Annotated in this window: 16 protein-coding genes; 10 read left to right on the top strand and 6 right to left on the bottom strand. The window is 38.6% G+C overall.

Features of this window, described 5'->3' with window-relative positions:
• Positions 1-6 precede the first annotated feature (6 nt).
• The 7 genes from ACRRSQ_RS03975 to ACRRSQ_RS03945 all read left to right on the top strand — a co-directional run bounded on the left by ACRRSQ_RS03975 (position 7) and on the right by ACRRSQ_RS03945 (position 9,593).
• Positions 7-354 carry a metalloregulator ArsR/SmtB family transcription factor gene (locus ACRRSQ_RS03975; RefSeq protein WP_440874408.1) on the top strand — a complete coding sequence of 116 codons (348 nt, stop codon included), beginning with the start codon at positions 7-9 and terminating at the stop codon, positions 352-354.
• Positions 355-381: 27 nt separating this feature from the next.
• Positions 382-1,392 (top strand): ArsJ-associated glyceraldehyde-3-phosphate dehydrogenase, encoded by a 1,011-nt coding sequence (locus ACRRSQ_RS03970; protein WP_440874407.1) that lies wholly within the window; start codon positions 382-384, stop codon positions 1,390-1,392.
• Between the two features lie 32 nt (positions 1,393-1,424).
• Positions 1,425-2,633, top strand: a complete 1,209-nt coding sequence (arsJ, locus tag ACRRSQ_RS03965; protein ID WP_440874792.1) for an organoarsenical effux MFS transporter ArsJ — start codon at positions 1,425-1,427, stop codon at positions 2,631-2,633.
• Between the two features lie 470 nt (positions 2,634-3,103).
• Entirely contained in the window at positions 3,104-5,008 is a 1,905-nt protein-coding gene (locus ACRRSQ_RS03960; RefSeq protein ID WP_440874406.1) for a diguanylate cyclase, read from the top strand.
• The gene (locus ACRRSQ_RS03955; protein ID WP_440874405.1) at positions 4,999-6,243 is read left to right on the top strand and encodes a GGDEF domain-containing protein; all 1,245 of its coding nucleotides are present in this window, start codon (positions 4,999-5,001) and stop codon (positions 6,241-6,243) included. Before ACRRSQ_RS03960 ends, ACRRSQ_RS03955 begins: the two co-directional genes overlap by 10 nt.
• 195 nt (positions 6,244-6,438) lie before the next feature.
• Positions 6,439-8,727 (top strand): DNA topoisomerase IV subunit A, encoded by a 2,289-nt coding sequence (parC, locus tag ACRRSQ_RS03950; RefSeq protein ID WP_440874404.1) that lies wholly within the window; start codon positions 6,439-6,441, stop codon positions 8,725-8,727.
• A gap of 116 nt (positions 8,728-8,843) precedes the next feature.
• Positions 8,844-9,593, top strand: coding sequence for a GDSL-type esterase/lipase family protein (locus tag ACRRSQ_RS03945; protein WP_440874403.1), 750 nt, complete (start codon positions 8,844-8,846; stop codon positions 9,591-9,593).
• A gap of 102 nt (positions 9,594-9,695) precedes the next feature.
• Here the strand turns inward: ACRRSQ_RS03945 and ACRRSQ_RS03940 are convergent, their stop codons facing one another.
• From ACRRSQ_RS03940 to tal, 4 genes are all read right to left on the bottom strand, one after another.
• Complete coding sequence (locus ACRRSQ_RS03940; protein WP_440874402.1) at positions 9,696-10,433, bottom strand: carbohydrate-binding family 9-like protein; 738 nt, start codon at positions 10,431-10,433, stop codon at positions 9,696-9,698.
• A 95-nt stretch (positions 10,434-10,528) separates the two neighbouring features.
• Positions 10,529-11,050 carry a DUF6942 family protein gene (locus ACRRSQ_RS03935; protein WP_440874401.1) on the bottom strand — a complete coding sequence of 174 codons (522 nt, stop codon included), beginning with the start codon at positions 11,048-11,050 and terminating at the stop codon, positions 10,529-10,531.
• Positions 11,051-11,381: 331 nt separating this feature from the next.
• Positions 11,382-11,552: a DUF3545 family protein gene (locus ACRRSQ_RS03930; protein ID WP_440874400.1), complete on the bottom strand. Its 171-nt coding sequence runs from the start codon at positions 11,550-11,552 to the stop codon at positions 11,382-11,384.
• Positions 11,553-11,684: 132 nt separating this feature from the next.
• Positions 11,685-12,638 carry a transaldolase gene (gene tal / locus ACRRSQ_RS03925; protein WP_440874399.1) on the bottom strand — a complete coding sequence of 318 codons (954 nt, stop codon included), beginning with the start codon at positions 12,636-12,638 and terminating at the stop codon, positions 11,685-11,687.
• A 337-nt stretch (positions 12,639-12,975) separates the two neighbouring features.
• Between tal and yaaA the strand changes: the two genes are divergently transcribed.
• From yaaA to ACRRSQ_RS03910, 3 genes are all read left to right on the top strand, one after another.
• Positions 12,976-13,749, top strand: coding sequence for a peroxide stress protein YaaA (yaaA, locus tag ACRRSQ_RS03920; protein ID WP_440874791.1), 774 nt, complete (start codon positions 12,976-12,978; stop codon positions 13,747-13,749).
• A gap of 73 nt (positions 13,750-13,822) precedes the next feature.
• Complete coding sequence (locus ACRRSQ_RS03915) at positions 13,823-14,341, top strand: TIGR03546 family protein (RefSeq protein ID WP_440874398.1); 519 nt, start codon at positions 13,823-13,825, stop codon at positions 14,339-14,341.
• Positions 14,341-16,134: a TIGR03545 family protein gene (locus tag ACRRSQ_RS03910; protein WP_440874397.1), complete on the top strand. Its 1,794-nt coding sequence runs from the start codon at positions 14,341-14,343 to the stop codon at positions 16,132-16,134. The genes ACRRSQ_RS03915 and ACRRSQ_RS03910 overlap by 1 nt, the downstream gene beginning before the upstream one ends.
• Before the next feature lie 183 nt (positions 16,135-16,317).
• On the opposite strand, the gene ACRRSQ_RS03905 is transcribed toward ACRRSQ_RS03910, so the two are convergent.
• A complete protein-coding gene (locus tag ACRRSQ_RS03905; RefSeq protein ID WP_440874396.1) occupies positions 16,318-16,806 on the bottom strand; it encodes an FKBP-type peptidyl-prolyl cis-trans isomerase in 489 nt (162 codons plus the stop codon).
• A gap of 42 nt (positions 16,807-16,848) precedes the next feature.
• Positions 16,849-17,817 (bottom strand): tRNA-modifying protein YgfZ, encoded by a 969-nt coding sequence (ygfZ, locus tag ACRRSQ_RS03900; RefSeq protein WP_440874395.1) that lies wholly within the window; start codon positions 17,815-17,817, stop codon positions 16,849-16,851.
• Positions 17,818-17,837: the final 20 nt, after the last annotated feature.

Raw genomic sequence — 17,837 nt, 5'->3', positions numbered from 1 at the left:
AATTTTATGGCAAGCCCAACGCAATTTTTTAAAAATTTAGCCGACGATACCCGCTTAAAAATAATGTTACTCGCCTATGCCGAGCAAGAAGTCTGTGTCTGTGAGTTAACATCTGCACTGGATTTGTCTCAGCCAAAAATTTCTCGGCATTTAGCACAGTTGAAAACCCATGGCTTATTAAGCGGTAGAAGATCAGGTAAATGGGTGTTTTATGCGTTAGCTGCTGATTTACCCAAGTGGCAACGTGAAGTTATCGTTAAATGTTTTGATGACAATAAAGCCTTTATCGAAACGGAATATCAGCAATTAATTTCTCAGGGTAATCGCCCTAACCGACAGCAACAATGCTGTTAGGCATCTTTATTTTTTGAGGACAACAAAATGACAATTAAAGTAGGTATTAACGGCTTTGGTCGCATGGGACGACTAGTGATGCGCGCTGCATGGCAATGGCCAGAAGTCGAATTTATTCAAATTAACGACCCTAAAGGTGATGCTAATACATTAGCGCATTTAATTAATTACGACTCTGTTCATGGTATTTGGCAGCACCAAGCATTGGCTGAAAATGACGAAATGGTTATTGACGGCAAGCGCATCAAAATAACCGGTAATTATGCTATTGCTGACACTGATTGGTCAGCATGTGATGTGGTCGTTGAAGCGTCAGGTGTGATGAAAACTACCGAAAAATTACAAGCGTATTTAGATCAAAAAGTAAAACGGGTTGTTGTTACCGCGCCAGTTAAAGAAGATGGCATTTTAAATGTCGTTATGGGCGTTAATGATCATTTATACGACGCTGATACATTTCCAATTGTTACCGCGGCTTCGTGTACCACTAACTGTTTAGCACCTGTTGTAAAAGTACTGCAAGATAGCATTGGCATTAAACACGGCAGCATGACCACCATTCATGATATCACTAATACCCAAACTATTTTGGATGCACCCCATAAAGATTTACGCCGTGCCCGTGCTTGCGGTCAAAGTTTAATACCAACAACTACTGGCTCTGCAACGGCGATCACGCATATTTTCCCAGAATTAAAAGGCAAGCTTAATGGCCATGCTGTGCGAGTGCCGTTAGCAAACGCTTCGATCACCGATTGTGTTTTTGAGCTAAATAAAAAAGTGACGGTTGAAGAAATTAATCAATTAATGAAAAACGCAGCAGAAGGCGAGCTAAAAGGGGTTTTAGGTTATGAAGAAAAACCACTTGTTTCTGTTGATTACAAAACTGACCCACGTTCGAGCATTGTCGATGCGTTATCAACCATGGTGGTAAATGATACTCAGCTTAAAATGTACCTTTGGTATGACAATGAGTGGGGTTACGCTAATCGCTCCGCAGAGCTAATGCGCATGGTTGGTTTATCTGACCAAGCATAATTTTTAATCGTAATAAATGAAGTAAAGTCATGATGTTTTCACAACTGCGCGCGTTACCACTGGCGGTAAAGCAATATTTAATCATCACCATGAATTATTGGTTTTTCACCTTAAGCGATGGTGCGCTACGCATGTTGGTTGTGCTTTATTTCCATCAATTAGGTTATCAGCCCTTAGCGATAGCCAGCTTGTTTTTGTTTTATGAAGCCTTTGGCGTTGTCACTAACTTAGTGGGCGGTTGGCTAGGTGCGCGACTAGGACTTAATAAAACCATGAATGTTGGTTTGTTTTTGCAAGTTGCTGCGCTGCTAATGTTAACGGTTGATAACCAGTATTTAACCGTGATTTGGGTAATGGCTGCGCAAGCATTGTCGGGGATCGCCAAAGACTTAAATAAAATGAGCGCTAAAAGTAGTATCAAAACTTTAGTGCCAAGCGATCAACAAGGCGCATTATTTAAATGGGTTGCCTTACTTACCGGTTCTAAAAATACCTTAAAAGGCGTTGGCTTCTTTTTAGGTGGCTTGCTGCTGCATTTATTTGGTTTTCAACAAGCGATGTTAGTGATGGCAATTGTCTTAATGATTATTGCTGTGTTGAGTGTATTTTTACTTAATGCTGATATGGGCAAAGCGAAAAGCAAAGCAAAGTTTTCTGAGATATTTTCTAAAAGCGCTGATTTAAATTATTTATCTGCAGCGCGACTATGTTTGTTTGCCGCGCGAGACGTATGGTTTGTGGTGGCATTGCCAGTATATTTATCCGTTGAATTAAACTGGTCGCACAGTTATGTTGGCGCCTTTATGGCAAGCTGGGTGATTGCTTATGGCGTAGTACAAGCGTTTGCCCCCAAAATAACCCGCGCGAATATAACATCGATGTCGCAGGGGCGGTTATTGTTTTTGTGGGCCTTGGCGCTATCGGTTGTTACAGCGTTAATCGCATTTGTTTTGTCGCAAGGCTTGTCTCCCGCGCTAGTTATTACCATAGGTTTGTTGTTATTTGGCATTACCTTTGCGATCAACTCATCGCTGCACAGCTTTGTTATTGTCGCCATGGCCAAAGAAGATGGCGTCTCAATGGACGTTGGTTTTTATTATATGGCCAATGCCCTTGGTCGATTAGTAGGCACGATTTTATCAGGCTGGGTATATCAGCAATATAATATTACCGCCTGTTTAATCGTTGCCGCGTTTCTGGCATTAAGTTCGGCGTTTTTTATCCGTAAAATTAACTATTAGCGCTGTATTGCTAACTTTTCACCGTCATAGTTGATAACTTGCAGCTAGCTTGGTTTAAGGTGAAAACTCAAGCTAGCTGACAAATTGCTTTTCAATCATAATTTTAATCATTACCCTTAGTTATTATAGGGTTGAAATTGTCTCTTTAGCGCGATTGCGCTATAAAATAACTAGAGCGTGTTGAACTTTGGTGTATATTTGGGCTGAAGTAGATTGTGTATTTATACTAAGCATTGCCTATGCAGTGTGGTTATTTCACATAAATAGTCGATAATGCAGTAGAAATACGCAATAAAAATTGTCTTTAAGACTCGTTTAAACGTGGTGGAGTTATAGCTCATTTATTTATAATGCCTATACTTCAATCACTATGCCTTGATAAAATCACGTTTAATTCGAACGACATTTACACCACCAAGGTCTATACGTTCTGGGACTTTCATTTTATTTTTTCTGTAAGGTTGCACATTTTGCTGAATAAAACGGGGTTAATTGGTCATTATGCAATACCTGTTTATTTGTTACTGCTTGTTGTAAGTAGTGAGCTTTATGCTGCAGAAAATAAAGGGCAAAGATTTGATCTTGTGCTTGAAGAGATACAAACGTTACGTAAAACTGATGCCGCAGGCGCATTAAGTCAGCTTATTGAACTAAAGCAAAAAGAAGACAACTATACAGCCGAGCAAAAAGTTAAATTATTTGAATTAGAAAGTAAAATTTTACTCGATAACGGTGAGTATAACCAAGCCAAAAAACAAAGCTTATTAGGGCTGAACTTAGCGAATGGTGAGCAGATTGTAAATGGTGAGGTTTCTAAACTTTATTATACACTTGGCTTTGCTAACGAGTCGTTAGGCGATATATCACAAGCAACCATCGATTATGCCAATGGTCTTGAAATTGCCCAATCACTTGATGATCAAAAGCTGGTGGTTTATGGGCTCACAAATTATGGCGCTATTTATTATTTAACGGAACGTTACGAACGTTCGTTGGTTATTTTAACTGATGCTTTAAAAATCGCTAAGCAGCTTGATGATAGTGAGCTTAAAGGGCTAGTCATGAGTGAGTTGGCACTTTTATATGGTTACTTAGAAGACGACCAAAAAGCGATAGAAAACTATCATGGCTGTTATGAACATTCTCTTCTTGCTGAAGATTTTGCAAGTGGAATAAATTGTTTAGTAAATTTGGGCACTACGTATTTAGAACTTAACAATTACACCCAAGCTATTGCAACATTAAAGCAAGCCGAGCAGCAACTAAACGCAAATATTTCTAATCGCATTATTCATACCATTTACCTTAATCTTTCACTGGCGTTGATTGATCAAAAAGACAGTGACCATCAGCAGGCTTACCGCTATTTGTTATTAGCTGAAAAGCATATAGATGATATTGAGCAACACGAAGCACAATTGTTTTTTTTACTCGACAAAGCGGCCATTTTAAGAAGGTTAAAAAAGTATCCGTCAGCGTTAAGTGCGATTGAGCAAATAAAACTGCTATTGCCTGAAAGTCAAAGCACCTCGATTAAGTATTTGTATTCGTCATTAGCTGCGATTGAAATGCGCATTTATGCCGATTTAGGCGAATATGAACAAGCCTACCAAATACAACAAAACTATACTGATTTGAGCTATCAAAATATTCGTAACGAGCAGCTTAATGATATTAATGACATTCGCATACAATATGAAAGCGAACAAGCCGATATCGAAAATGAAATTTTGGCGCAAAAACAGGCTTTTCAGGAAGAAACGTTAAGCCAGTTAAATCAGCAAAAAGAAAAGCAATTTATGGGGGTTTTGATTGGTGTTGGTTTGTCGTTATTTTTTGCTTGGTGGTTATTTAGCTTATCAAAAAGTAAAAATAAACTATTAAGAATTACGCGCACAGATGAACTTACTGGCATTGCTAATCGCCGTTATTTAAATGACTTAGGTTTTTATAGTTTTAAACAAGCCAAACTGCACCATGTCGGTTTTAGTGTATTAATGGTTGATGTTGATCATTTTAAACAAGTGAACGACAGTTTAGGCCATAGCACCGGCGATGCCGTGCTAAAAATAATTGCTCGAATTGGCGACGATATTATGCGCGGTAGCGATACGATTGCCCGTGTTGGCGGTGAAGAATTTATTTGCTTGTTAATCGACACGACAAAACATCAAGCGATAGATGTTGCTCATCGTTATAAAAAGATGGTCGAGCAACATCAGTGGCCCACTAACATTGATATGTCACTAACTATTTCTGTTGGTGTGGCAACTTATGACAGCCGTTGTCACCAAAGTTTTAATGATGTTTTAAAAGATGCCGATGCGTTAATGTATCAAGCTAAAAATGAAGGGCGCAATAAAGTATGTTATTAATTAAAGTTGTGCCAATATGCTTACTGCTTCTTTTCGGTTGTTTTGTAGCGCCAACTTTTGCGCAGGCTGTTAATTTTGATAACACTAACGAGCAAAGCGTCAGCACGACTTCTATTTTTAATATTTCCCCAACAATTGAGCAACTTAATCGCTTGGCAATGCACAGCCCAAAACTGGCACAAAAGCAGTTGTTGGTTAGTGAATTTGATCAACACGCTTTAAACCCTGCAGAGCAATATCTGCTGTTATTGACTAAAGCCAAAATCGCATTATCAGAACAAAAATATAATGACGCCATTGCTCTGTTAACAACCGTTGAAACTTTAGCGGCTAAGCTATCAAAGTTGCAATTGCAATCAGATAGTTTTAACCAAGCTTATTTATTATTGTCGCAAGCTTATGCCTATCAACTTAACTATCAACAGGCGTATTTAACCAAAAAAACGTATTTGAATAATTATTTCGATAATATTGAATACTTAAGAGCGCAAGAAGTTGAAGCGTTGAAGTTAAAATATGAAACTCGCCGTAAAGATAAAGAGAATGAGTTGCTTGAAAGTAAAAATAAAATTACCCAACAAAAAATAGAAGAAGCCAATCAAGCCAATATCGCTTATCAGCGAGAAAAAATTGTCTTAATTCTCTTGTCGTTAGTTTTTATAGGTATGTTGATCAGACAAGTTATTATCAGTCGAGATCTGAGAACTTTAGCCAAAAAAGACAATTTGACCGGTTTGCTTAATCGTTCAAATGCGTTTAAAAGAGGCCAAGCCTTAGTTGATAACTTTCGAGAAACTAAGCAAGTATTTTGCGTTCTAATGTTAGATATTGATAATTTTAAAGCGATTAATGACAATTTTGGTCATGATGTTGGTGACCAAGTGATCAAAAAAGTCGCACAAATAGGTAAAGACATTATGCGCTCGCGTGATATTTTTGCGCGAATTGGTGGCGAAGAGTTTGTCGCAATATTTCCGGGAACCAAGTTAGCTGCTAGTGTCAGTATTGCCGAGCGATTTAAAGAAAAATTACACCAAACCAGCTTTGCAAGTTTAGGCATCAATAATTCAATTACCGCCAGCTTTGGTTTATCTTGTGTTACTTTATCTGATGCTGATTTTGAAACATTGCTCAATACCGCCGATCAAGCAATGTATCGAGCAAAAAGAAATGGTCGCAATCAAGTGGTTAATTATACCCCACAAATTAACGCAGATTTAAATAAATTAACCTGATTAAAAAGATAATAACACTTAACTATTTTTTCCCTGCCCAATATCGGCTAAGCTAGTAGCTTCTGAGCGTGTAGCTCTTGTTTCTAGTTTTTAGAAACTACAGCATGTTGACCTTTGTGGTATAAATTTCGTTCGAATTAAACATGCTCTAATCTTTTATAACAAAAATAACATCGTACATTAGGAAATTCTGACATGTCGGATGCGCTTGATTTTAGTCTTGATGGTGTGGAACAACGCCCGTTAAGACGTTTTACAGAAGAAGCCTACTTAAATTATTCCATGTATGTGATCATGGATCGTGCTTTGCCTCATATAGGTGATGGCTTGAAACCAGTTCAGCGACGTATTGTTTACGCCATGTCTGAACTAGGATTATCTGCACTTGCTAAATACAAAAAATCAGCACGTACTGTTGGTGATGTTTTAGGTAAGTTCCATCCACATGGTGACTCTGCATGTTACGAAGCCATGGTATTAATGGCACAGCCATTTTCATATCGTTACCCACTGGTTGACGGTCAAGGCAACTGGGGTGCACCAGATGATCCTAAATCGTTCGCGGCAATGCGTTATACCGAAGCGCGCTTATCTAAATTTAGTGAAGTATTACTAGCTGAGTTAGGGCAAGGCACGGTTGATTGGGTGCCTAACTTTGATGGCACTATGAAAGAGCCTAAAACCTTACCGGCACGTTTACCGCATATTTTATTAAATGGCATTACCGGTATTGCCGTTGGTATGGCGACCGATATTCCACCACATAATGTTCGAGAAATTGCCAGTGCTTGTGTGCATTTGCTTGAAAAACCTAAAGCCGAATTAACCGAGCTACTTGATTATGTTCAAGGGCCTGATTATCCAACGGATGCTGAAATAATCACGCCAAAAGCGGATATTGAAAAGATATATCAAACTGGGCGTGGCAGTATCAAAATGCGTGCGGTTTATGATATTGAACATGGCGATATTGTCATTACTTCACTGCCACATCAAGCCTCGGGCGGTAAAATTTTAGAACAAATCGCTAGTCAAATGCAGGCGAAAAAACTGCCGATGGTGGTTGATTTACGTGATGAGTCTGATCATGAAAACCCAACCCGTTTAGTGGTTGTGCCGCGTTCTAACCGAGTTGATGTTGAACAGTTGATGCAGCATTTATTTGCGACAACTGATTTAGAAAAAAACTACCGCGTTAACTTAAATATGATTGGCTTAGACAATAAGCCTGAAGTGAAAGATCTTAAAGCGATCTTAACGCAATGGTTAGAGTTTCGCCGTGAAACAACACGTCGTCGCCTGCAGTATCGATTAGATAAAGTATTAGCACGTTTACATATTCTAGACGGCTTGTTAATTGCCTATCTTAACATTGATGAAGTTATTGAGATCATACGTAATTTTGATGATCCAAAAGCTGAGTTAATGTCGCGTTTTGACTTATCAAAAATGCAAGCTGAAGCCATTTTAGAAATCAAACTGCGTCAGTTAGCTAAATTAGAAGAAATTAAAATTCGCGCTGAGCAAGATGAACTTGCTAAAGAGCGCGACAAGTTAGAAAAAATTCTCGCGTCAAAAGCGCGCATGAATACCTTGTTGAAAAAAGAAATTCTAGAAGCTGCTGAAACCTATGGCGATGAGCGTCGTTCACACTTAGTTGAACGAAGCGAAGCTAAAGCCTTATCAGAAAAAGATTTAGTACCAAGCGAGCCGGTAACGGTTGTCGTTTCAGAAAAAGGCTGGGCACGATGTGCTAAAGGTCACGACATTGAAGCGAAAAGCTTAAGTTATAAATCAGGTGACAGTTACTTATGCTCTGCCAAAGGACGCTCGAACGCACCTGTTGTTGTCATTGACAGTGGCGGCAGGGCTTATGCCACTGAAGCGCATACCTTGCCAACAGCACGTAGCCAAGGCGAGCCATTGTCAGGCCGTTTTAGCATAGGTGCAGGGTTAACTTTTGAAAAAGTATTGATGGCAGATGATGAGCAGAAATACTTATTAAGTAGTGATGCTGGCTATGGCTTTGTTGGTCAGTTTTCTGACATGGTCAGTCGAAACAAAAATGGTAAAGCGTTATTAAGCTTACCGGCCAATGCAAAAGTGATGTCGCCTCAACCGATACACAATATCGACACTGATTTAGTGTTAGCGGTGACCTCTGAAGGGCGAATGCTGGTTTTTCCAGTGAAAGATTTACCGGTATTAAGCAAAGGTAAAGGTAACAAAATTATTAACATTGCATCGGCTCGCGCGAAAGCACGAGAAGAGTTCGTTACCCTGTTGCAAATTATCTCGCCTGAAGACTCAGTAACCTTGCACGCAGGTAAGCGAAAATTAACCCTTAAAGCGAGTGATGTTGAGCATTACCGTGGTGAGCGTGGTCGACGCGGTAATAAATTACCACGTGGTTTACAGCGAGTCGCACGGGTTGAAATTGAAGTTAGCGCTAAGCCGGTAGACGCTGACAGCGAAGAAAGTTAGTCATTTTTAGTCTTACTTTTTCGCAAACGTAATTATTAATGCCCATCAATAGTTTATTGCTGGGCATTTTTATAGGTATTTTAACGACACATAATCAATCTAAAAAAGAGAATACTATGCACCTAACAACAAAAACACTGCTATCTTTTTTATTCAGCATTAGCATCACGGCATGTACTGTTGTGGTTGAAACACCGCCACCGAACTATGCGGCATCTGTTATTAAACAAGACGAAGGTTGGACAAAAAATTGGTGGTTAAGCCGTCACCAAGAAAAGCTTGAGCAGGCAAAAGCTAAAAACAGCCAAGTGGAAGTGGTACTAATTGGCGACTCTATTACGCATGGCTGGGAAAACACCGGAGCAAAAGTTTTCGATCAGTATTTTGATGAGAAAAAAACCATTAACTTAGGTTTTAGTGGCGATCGTACCGAACACCTTTTGTGGCGCATAGACCACGGCGCTTTTGACCATTTAAACCCAAAACTGACTATTTTGATGATAGGCACTAATAACACCGGCCATAGAATGGATCCAGCCGCTCACGTAGCTGAAGGTATCAATAAGATTGTGAGTGAAATTAAAACCCGTATGCCCGAGTCGAACGTATTATTGCTAGCAATATTTCCTCGCCATATATCGCCTAACAATGAAATGCGTAAACGTAACGATGAAATTAATAGCCAGATCTCATCTTTTGCTGATGACGAGCGGGTTTTTTATCTCAACGTAAATGCCTTGTTTGTTGATGAGCAGCAGGAGATTTTAACCAATATTATGCCAGACTTACTGCACCCTAATGAACAAGGTTACCAGTTATGGGCACAAGCGATGCAGCCAAGGATAAAGCAGCTATTAAATAAATAGCAAAGGTGAATATTACTTGCCGTTTTCTGTCGAGTATTAGCGCCAGTAATTTTAAAGTAGCTATTTAACAATAGTTGCTTTAAAAACTTTGCCGTAAGCATGTCATTTCGATAGCACAGCAGGGTGAAACACCTCAGGAATATGAAAGTCTGGCTGAGCAATATTAGGGTTAATCCAGCTTATCCACTGAATATCGCTTTTCTTAATAATTGATGAACCTACAACAGTTGAGGAACTATAGTCAGCTCTAAAGAGTCCTATGTAGAACTGATTTTCACCTAAGCCAATTTTGGCAAGTTCAGATAGGGGGAACTTGCCTTCTATGGTGTAACCATTTTCGTTTATGGTGCTGGCGATGTTAAGCTGATCAAGTTGCCAGCTTTGATCAAATTGGCGATAGATCTTAGCTTTGTAATCGAGCACTCGCCCTTTAGCATCGATTTCAATGCAATAATAAACGGATAGGTCATGATGTTTTGAGATAAATATCTCGACACGGTCTTGGCTGGCAACGTCAATTTCATCGCTAATATTTTCTTGTATAACAATCTCATTATCATTGACCTGAAAGGCAAAATAAAAATCCTTGTCATCGATAAAGCTCTTAAATACTGTTGCTTGTGGAATGTGCTTGCGCCAAGGTAGGCTAAAGTTATCAACTTTTGTTGCTTTTTGCCAAAGCGGCTCTGTTAGCTTGCCATCAATGTTTGTAGTAGTGCTGTTTGATTGGTTTTGCTGCGCAGAGGCTTTTTCAGTTAAGTTTACGATGACAAGTGGCTTGGCATTAGCGCTAACAATAATAAAAGTTAACAGTGCAATGCTACGAACGAGATAAGTCATAATTTTATTTTAACGCAATGCTAAGTGGGTATATCTATACTAAAGAAAGGATTTGTAACTTACAAATATTTACTTTTAGTCGTGCTTTTTAAAAATTAATTTTGCAGTTGTTTGATCAGCACAGCCAATTGACTAATTTTAATATTGGATAATTGCCGATAGTCAAAATATGGACAAATAATCAAACGCTGCTCTTGGTTAATGGCAAAATACTCATTAAGCCAATAGCACTGCTCGGCCAAATTAAGCTTATTTGCATAGGTTTTTCCCATGATGAGAGTCACGCTAGCTTCATTGCTATTTTCAACTTTCAGGGACTGAAAGGGAGTGAAGTACAAGCATTGATTACTATGAGATTGCAATAATTCTTGGTCACGATATTGTTGCCATGTTTGGTATTTCAGTGGCGCTAATTCAAAACACAGTTTGGCAAATACATTGAAAATTTTTCGCCAATGATTGCCTGTAAGTTGTGCGATCTGATGAATTTCACCAGGCACCAATGCTTGAATCGTTGATAATGTTTGGTACTGCTCTAATGGGGGAATATTTTCAATATATACATTCAGTAAGGCCTTGTTATTGCCTAAACCTGTTACTGATGGGGAAGAAGTCATTTGTCTTTTCTTAGGGGATGTTGATCTTTCGTGTTTATTTTTGCCGCAGTTTATCGGTATTTAGACAAAGCATTGCGATTGCTATGTGGTTATTCCACATGAAAGCGCAATAATGCGGTATAAATGCCTAGAAACGCAGCCCTTGGATTCAACTAAACGCTATTTCTTCATCGTTGTTCACAACTTACATGGAACAACCATGCAGTGTTGTTCACGCCTTAAACAAAAAGCGTTTACTTTGAATGAAATTTAACCTCAAAAGCCCCTAGTTAAGCTGAGCTCAGTTAATAAAAAACCCGGTAGTTACCGGGTTTTTTATTTAGTTTTAATGCTAAAACTCGTCCAACATATGTTCTAATGAATCTTCAAAGACTTTGAGGTCTTTTTCTAGTTGGTACTGGTCTTTCAGTTGTTCTATTTCACGCCACTTTCTTTTTTTATTGCTGCCACTTGTTTTTGCTGTTTTATTTGATGGGCTCAAAACTTGTTGAAGTTTATCCATAGAGTGCTCCTTTTATCTACAACTGCATTGTTTTAATAACACAATGTTGAAGAAAATAGAACACTTTTTACAAAATAATTGTCTTTAAAAGCAGCAAAAAACTGATAAAAAGTAGCGATAAACTGGCGTTAATTAAAGCATTTCTGCTAATTGTTTTTCTAAAATTTCTTGATCTATCGCGAAGTTACGAATACCTTCTGCTAACTTTTCAGTCGCCATTGCATCTTGATTCATCTCCCAACGAAATGCTGATTCAGTTAACGCACTTTCTGCAGCAAGTGCAGGTTGGTCAGCAAATAATTTTTGGCTAACTTCTGCTTCTGTATTGGCAAGTTCATCAAGTAAATTAGGGCTGATGGTTAAACGATCACAACCTGCTAATTCTAAAATTTCACCGACATTTCTAAAGCTCGCGCCCATTACAACCGTATTGTAGCCTTTGGCTTTGTAGTAGTTATAAATTGAAGTTACTGAAACTATGCCTGGATCTTCATTAGCAGCATATTCTGTTTTACCCGTATCTTTTTTGTACCAGTCTAGAATACGACCAACAAATGGTGAAATTAAGTAAACGCCAGCTTCTGCACAGGCTTGTGCTTGTGCAAAACTGAATAGTAAGGTTAGGTTACAGTTAATACCTTCTTTTTCTAATTGTTCAGCCGCTTTAATACCTTCCCACGTTGACGCCAATTTAATTAAAATACGGTCGTTGCTAATACCTGCTTCGTTATACATGCCGATTAGTTTATGCGCTTTAGCAATAGAGGCTTGAGTGTCAAATGATAAACGCGCATCTACTTCTGTTGAAATGCGACCAGGTACCGTTTTTAAAATTTCTAAACCAATTAATACTGACAACTTGTCTGCAGCATCAATAACTTGTTGTGTAGCATCACTTGACTGTGCTTTTGCCCAAGTAACGGCCTCAGTTAGTAAGTTTTGGTAGTTTGGCAATGCTGCAGCTTTTAATAGCAGTGACGGGTTAGTCGTTGCATCTTCAGGTTGAAATTTTGCAATTGCTTCAATATCGCCAGTATCGGCAACAACTGTGGTCATTTGTTTAAGTTGAGAAAGCTGGTTAGCCATAACATATCCTATAAAGTTTATTCACTTATCTGTGAAAGTGTTCTGTTAATACTTATTTGCATAATCACTGCTGCAATTGTGTGAATCAGTTGCTATGTAAATAAGTATTTATTTAGAAATAAAACAACAAAATTTTGTTGAAATCGGGTAAAAGCACAATAACCTTGGTTGAAGGTGCCACTACAGCTCTATTTGAAACAAATTTTCGTAATTTAGCAAGTATGTTTTAACTGACTTTTATGATTGTTTTGTTGCACTTATATCATTTACTTTTCATTTGTGAATTCTATGGGATAGAATTAGTTATCATTCCCGTTAGATATAGTTGAATATTACGATGTTACTTGTTGTTTCTCCTGCAAAAAATTTAGATTATGACTCTCCTCTAGCAACACAGACGTTTAGCCAACCTACGTTACTTGAGCATAGCCAGTTGCTTATTGATAAATGCGTTAAACTTTCTCCGGCTGATATTTCAAGCTTAATGAGTATTAGTGATAAATTGGCAGGGCTAAACGCCGCAAGGTTTGGACAGTGGCAGCAGCCTTTTACGACCGATAACGCCCGCCAAGCGGTGTTAGCATTCAATGGCGATGTTTATACCGGCTTAGATGCAGCATCTTTCACCGAGCAAGACTTTGACTTTGCTCAAACGCATATGCGCATATTGTCTGGTTTGTATGGCTTATTAAAGCCGTTAGATTTAATGCAGGCGTATCGTTTAGAAATGGGAACTAAACTTGCGAATGAGCGGGGTAGTAACTTGTACCAATTCTGGGGCGATATTATTACTAATGAACTCAATAATGCGCTTGCTGAGCAGGGCGATGATATTTTAGTGAATCTAGCTTCTAATGAATATTTTAAGTCAGTGAAGAAAAAACAGTTACAAGCCAACATTATTACGCCCGCGTTTAAAGACTGGAAAAACGGTCAATATAAAATGATCAGTTTCTTTGCTAAAAAAGCGCGAGGCTTAATGGCAAGGTATATTATTGAAAATAAAATCACGGATCTTGAATCACTTAAAGCATTCGATTTGGCAGGTTACCAATACAGTGACGATTTAAGTAAGGGCAATGATTGGGTATTTACCAGAAAAGAATCATAATAACTATAGATTGTAAATTTATTGCTTAAACCGTTTAAGTGATCAATAGGCTAAGCATCATTAAGGAGAAAAAATGCTCACGTTATTGGCTAAATTATTTCATGCCCTGAACTCTGAAAGTTCAACTCGGCAAATTGCCTTGGCAATCACTTTAGGTTTTGTTGTTGGCTTGGCGCCATTATTTACCCTGCAAAACCTAATTATTTTATTTTTTGTTTTGCTAGTTAGAGTTCACTTAGGCGCCTTTATTTTAGCGGTAGGGTTTTTCTCTGGTATTAGTTATTTGTTATCAGCGGTAATTGTTCAAGTGGGTGAGTCTTTACTAACTTCGGAATCATTAAATAGTCTGTTTACCGGCTTATATCAATTATCACTGTTTAAGCTTGGTCATTGGCACCATACTTACACCTTGGGCGCGTTAGTCGTTGGCCTTATTTTGGCAGTGCCTTTGTACTTTATTGTCAAAACCTTAATTGTAAAATATCGCGTGCATATTAAAGCCACCTTTGAAAAATTCAGAATTGTAAAAGCGTTGAAAGGCTCACGTTTCTACCGTCTTTACTTGCAAGTTTCCGGACAAGGAGAATTATAATGAGTCGTTACTTACGTTGGCAGGGCTTGGCTAGTTTTGTTGTGGTGATATTGCTTATTGCTGCATTTATCTATTTGTTTATTGAAACACTTGTTAAAAATGGTATTGAATACGGTGGTAGTTATTATTTAGGGGCAGAAGTGAATGTTGAATCCGTTGAAATTAATTACAGCCCAGTCGAGTTAACGGTTTTGGGTTTTCAGGCGACAGACCCTGACAAACCAACAACTAACTTAGTGAGCTTTGCACAAGCAACCGCTAGCGTTGATGTTTGGCAATACCTTTTTGGCAAAGTGATTATTGAAGACGTTGTTGTTGATAAACTTGCCTTTTCATCTCAACGTGCAACACCGGGTAAAGTCACTAAAGACATTGCACAAGCACTTGATGAAGAAAGTGGCGAGCGTGAATTATTTTCCACGCCTGATATTAGTTTACCTGATCCGCAAACCTTGCTTGATAACGCAGATTTATTAACGATAAAACAAGGCAAATTGCTAGAGCAAACCTATCATGCAGAGAAGGAAAAACTCACGGCTCTAAAAGCGAAGTTACCAAGTAAAGAAAAGCTTGATGAATACAAAGCACAAGTTAAAGCGCTTTCAAAAGTTAAAGTGAAAAGCTTGGCTGATATTGAAAAATTAAAAGCTGATTTTGATAAAATTAAACAATCATTTAAAGCGGACCAAGCAATTGTTAAGCAAGCGAAAGAGCAGTTACAACAAAGCAAAGACTTGTTAACCGAGCAAACCGTTGCGCTGAAAAATGCACCGCAGCAAGACTGGCAAAACATTGAAAGCAAATACCAGTTAGACAAGGTTGACGGCGCCGATTTTGCGCATATGCTATTTGGCGAACAGGCACGCGATTACTACGATTACACTCAGTTGTTTTTAGAAAAAATTAAACCACTTTTATCGGGCAATAATGAAAAACCTGAAGAAGTCAGTTTAGGCGATAAAGGTCGATTTGTTCACTTTAGTGAAGATAATCCTTTGCCGGACTTTCTGATCAAAAAAGCGAAAATTTCTATTGTTTCTCCACAAGGTGATTTTCTTGCCAACATTGAAGAGCTCAATTACCAACATTGGCTACGGAATAAACCAACCACTTATAATGTTGAGTCGACCAATTTACTCGATGGTGGCGATGCGCGCTTAACAGGGGATTTTTCCCTTAATCAAGAAAATGATGTTAAAGGCGAAGGCATATGGAACTTTAACCAAGTTCAGCTTGCGCAAGTGGCATTACAAGACAGCAGTAAGTTCTCGTTAGCGATTGAAAAAGCAGCGTTGGCAGGAAAAGGAAATTTTTCGCTTAACCAAGGTAATATTGTCAGCGAAAATAGCCTAAATTTGTCAGAAGCGGTATTTGCAGGCAGTGGTGATAGTAAAGTGACCAATATGGTTATTGATACCTTTAAAGCGATGGACAGCTTAGCATTAGGTATATCAGCAACGGGACCTATGTTGTCGCCCGAGTTTGCGATTGACTCACCTTTGAATAATATTTTAAAAGACACTATTTCAGCGCAGCTTCAACAAAAGCTTACCGGTTTTAAATCACAAGTTAATTCAGGTTTAAATGATAAATTGGCAAGCGCATTAAGTTTAAATGACGATGCCAGCGGCGAAATTTTAGCATTTGATAAGTTGCTAGGTGATACTGATGGTGCGCTTGATGAGTTGAAAAATTCAGATATTGTTAAGCAAAAACAAGATGAACTTAAAGATAAAGCCAAAGACAAAGTTAAAGATAAGTTAAAAGGCAAACTAGGTGACTTGTTTGGCTAAGTAGCTTATTTAATAGTATAAGGGAATGTACAAGCGATTAGCTTAGTAAGGAGTTTAGCGCAGTGGGGTATCACTGCGCTGAATTATTAAGCTTACAGCTACAAGCTTATCACTTAAAGCTTTAATCTTGCAGCTTCAAGCTTGGAGCTTTTAACTTGTTACTTCAAGCTTAAAACTTACTGCTTAGTGGTTATGACCACAACCGCCTTCACTATGCACGTGACCGTGGGCAATTTCTTCTTCAGTTGCATCGCGCACTTCTAAAATTTCAACATCAAATTTTAAATCTATACCTGCTAATGGGTGATTACCATCAACGGTAATTTCGTCATCACTAACTTCAACAACAATAACGGTTTGCTCACCTTCATCTGTACTGGCACGTAACTGAGTACCTACATCGAGATCTTCAATTTCTGCAAACATGGCTTTTGGTACTTTCTGAACAAAACCGTCATGACGCTCGCCGTAGGCTTGATCAGCAGCTACTTCTACTTCAAATTTGTCGCCAACTACATGGTCAAGCAATGCATCTTCAAGACCTGGGATCAGGTAACCTGTGCCATGAATTACTGCAAGTGGCGAGTGATCGTATGAGCTGTCGATTAAGGTGTCTTCGCTATCTGAAACCGCGTAATGCATGACAACAACTTTGTTAGGGGCTATTTTCATTTGAGATCCTATTAGGTCTTAATTTTATTTAAATAAATTTGTTTAAAGTGAATAAGGTAGTTCAATTAACTGTAGCGTGACACTTTCATTGCCTTTAACGCGCAAATTACTTTGCGTATCAACATCGTTTGCGAGTACCGCTTGCAGGTAAATTTCGCCAGAGTCTGCTTGGTAGCTTTGAATGATATCGCCACCTTTGCGCCAGTTTTCACCCAGTTGAATTTCTATATTGCCACCAGCTTCAGGCGCCACATCGCCTGCGCCTGTTAAAGCAAAGAGTGCGCGTTTATTTTTACCTAAATATTGCATTCTGGCGACAGTTTCTTGACCAAGATAACAGCCTTTATTGAAACTTATGCCATGAATGGCATGTACGTTAAGCATTTGCGGTACGTATTCATCAATACTAGGTGAAGAAAGGTTAGGGAAACCTTCAGTAATTTCTAATAATTGCCAAACTTGCTGTGGGTAAACCGGAAGAGCAAAACTCGTTAAGTGTTGGTTAATTTTTTCAGCTGAGTCTATTAATAAATAACGTGGCGTTTGGCCGGCAATATACACTAAAGTGGTAGAGTCAGCTTGCACCACAGGTGATAAATTATCTGGGGTGATATTAAATGTTTTTAGTAAGTATTCACTCGCGTTGGTGCCTGCTAGTGCGGCAAAACTTAATTGTGATGTTTTTTCTATGGTCACTTTTGAAAAAACGCCAAACTTTTGCAGTTCAGCCAATGAAGCGTCAAGGCTGGCTTGATGCTGCATTAATAAGTGGCTATCGTCGCGGTTGATTAATCTAAATACGGAAAAGACTTTACCTTTAGCGTTGCAATGTGCGCCATGAGCGAGTTGTTGCTCGTTTAATGCGGTTACATCACAAGTGACTTGCCCTTGCAAATAACTGGTTTTATCTTCACCAGATAACGAAATTGCACTGAACTGCTCTAAAGCAATGGCGTACGTTTGTGGAAGTTGATTAAAGGCAGGCAAACTTTGTTGAGTGATCAGTGTCATAGCATTATTTGTGCAAAATA

The sequence above is a fragment of the Thalassotalea sp. PLHSN55 genome (assembly GCF_052030545.1).
Classification (GTDB): Bacteria; Pseudomonadota; Gammaproteobacteria; order Enterobacterales; family Alteromonadaceae; genus CANMXU01.
This window is presented reverse-complemented; position numbering and strand designations above follow the sequence as displayed.